At 42.1% G+C, this 1,838-nt stretch carries 2 protein-coding genes and 1 pseudogene; all 3 read right to left on the bottom strand.

Annotated elements, in window-relative coordinates; all coding sequences use genetic code 11:
* Positions 1-244: 244 nt before the first annotated feature.
* On the bottom strand, positions 245-439 hold the full coding sequence (locus QTN94_RS19720; protein ID WP_331428621.1) for a hypothetical protein: 195 nt from the start codon (positions 437-439) through the stop codon (positions 245-247).
* Positions 436-1,131 carry a hypothetical protein gene (locus QTN94_RS19715; protein ID WP_331428619.1) on the bottom strand — a complete coding sequence of 232 codons (696 nt, stop codon included), beginning with the start codon at positions 1,129-1,131 and terminating at the stop codon, positions 436-438. The genes QTN94_RS19720 and QTN94_RS19715 overlap by 4 nt, the downstream gene beginning before the upstream one ends.
* Positions 1,128-1,838, bottom strand: a pseudogene (locus tag QTN94_RS19710) (lipase); the annotation flags it as partial. The pseudogene QTN94_RS19710 and the gene QTN94_RS19715, both read right to left, overlap by 4 nt.

Here is a 1,838-nt window from a genome sequence, read left to right as displayed (position 1 = left end):
AATGGTGGCATCTGGCGGCTTGATACCTGAAATAGTGATATATGGCTCATCAGCCTCATCTCCCCAAATGTTGGGTTGGGAGTCATAATAGTACCAATAGCCAACCACCGTTAAACAAACCAAGACAATCGAACGCTTTGTGTTTTTTTTCATAATATCTGCTTCTTAACTTCTTCAGGTAAGGATTGATTTAACATCAGCAGTAAACTGAGCGGATACCGCTCAGGGTTGTTTAGAGTCGCGGTTAATTCGTGTCGCCATCTACCCAATAGTTTGCCCACACTTTTACGGTTGCATCGGTTGGTTTTAAGCCCGTAACCAGAATAGATTCTTGCTCGGTAGTGTTCAGTATCGAGTACAACCCAGAAAGTGCGCTCACTGAAACCAGAACCAATGCGACACTCCTCTCTATGAATTGTCGCTTAGTTAACCGAGTCACTTGCCAGTCTCTGGATCTAACGGGGTACTACGATACTCTTCACCAGCTAAAATATCGTAGTGAATCACCGTATCGCTATTAAACTGAGAAAAATCAAAGTAGACAGTTTCTGCGTTTGTTTGTGACGTTTCAGATATTTTCTTTTTATTGACAAAGTAGTAACATCCGGTAATTCCTTTCCATATATCTTTAGACCATTGGTAAAATCGGCTGTTGCAATCTCTAGCTTCAATTTTAGAATCTAAGCCTATCGGTTTGTTGTAATATTTTCTTCCTGATTGGTGAATACGTAGTTGGGCAAAACCTACTGTATCAAATGCGTTATAGGCTTGAACTGTTATATCCCCCAAGGTTACTTCACAATCAAACGAGTCTTGATATTGCTGGAAAGGAATACGCAATTCATACCTGTTTGGGTCGTTGGAGAAGTTATAAATCACATGCCATTTTACATCTGCACCACTTGACCAGCCGGAGTCGGCACTCCATGTTTTTGCCCCACATTGTGGGCCACTTGCCCCCCATATTGCCCAAGCATCAATGGTGGCATCTTGCGGCTTGATACCTGAAATAGTGATATATGGCTCATCAGCTTCATCTCCCCAAATGTTGGGTTGGGAGTCGTAATAGTACCAATAGCCAAAAACCGTTAAACAAACCAAGACAATCGAACGCTTTGTGTTTTTTTTCATAATATCTGCTTCTTAACTTCTTCAGGTAAGGATTGATTTGACATCAGCAGTAAACTGAGCGGATACCGCTCAGGGTTGTTTAGAGTCGCGGTTAATTCGTGCCTGACCTGATGATGATTGTGCACTAATTGTTCGTTTATCGATATCTCTTGTTTTAAGCGGGCAAGATAAGCTTGATTAGTGGGCGAGTAGGGTTTGCCTAACGTTTCGGCTAACTCATACTTAGCCTTCAAGGAGCGTTGCTGTAAATCGTCGATGGTATTTGAGAGGTAATTGATCGTGCCTTGATAATTGTCATACAAACTTTCTTTACTGAGTGCTTGCAGTTGAGCGAACAGGTTAGGGATATAAACCTCCATACCGTGTTCAGCGATTGAAGCATCGGTCAAACCATCCACTAATGCATAGGAATCATTTTCGGCCATCTTAGCGATATCTAGCATGGTGATTTGAGTCTGTCGTGGCGATAATAGTACCTGCTTGGGCTCATCATACGTGATCAATTGAGATAGGGAGCCATGATGAAGATAGTTATCATCATCATTATCCATGATCATTTTTTTGGCTAAATTCACACTGCTATTGAAAATGTCAGACAGTTCGAGACCTTCGGTTGGGTCGGTATTAGCCCATGTCATCGGGATTTGGGGAACGAGATCGTGATTATTAACATGCCGATAATGGACAATATCGCGATAACGCTCGAC

The sequence above is a fragment of the Vibrio sp. M250220 genome, assembly GCF_036533795.1.
Lineage (GTDB): Bacteria > Pseudomonadota > Gammaproteobacteria > Enterobacterales > Vibrionaceae > Vibrio.
The sequence above is the reverse complement of the archived record's forward strand: the minus strand, read 5'-3'. Positions and strand labels throughout refer to the sequence as shown.

Excerpts from the sequence above, each read along its gene's own strand:
- QTN94_RS19715 (WP_331428619.1), bottom strand. The coding sequence starts at position 1,131 with ATGAAAAAAAACACAAAGCGTTCGATTGTCTTGGTTTGTTTAACGGTT.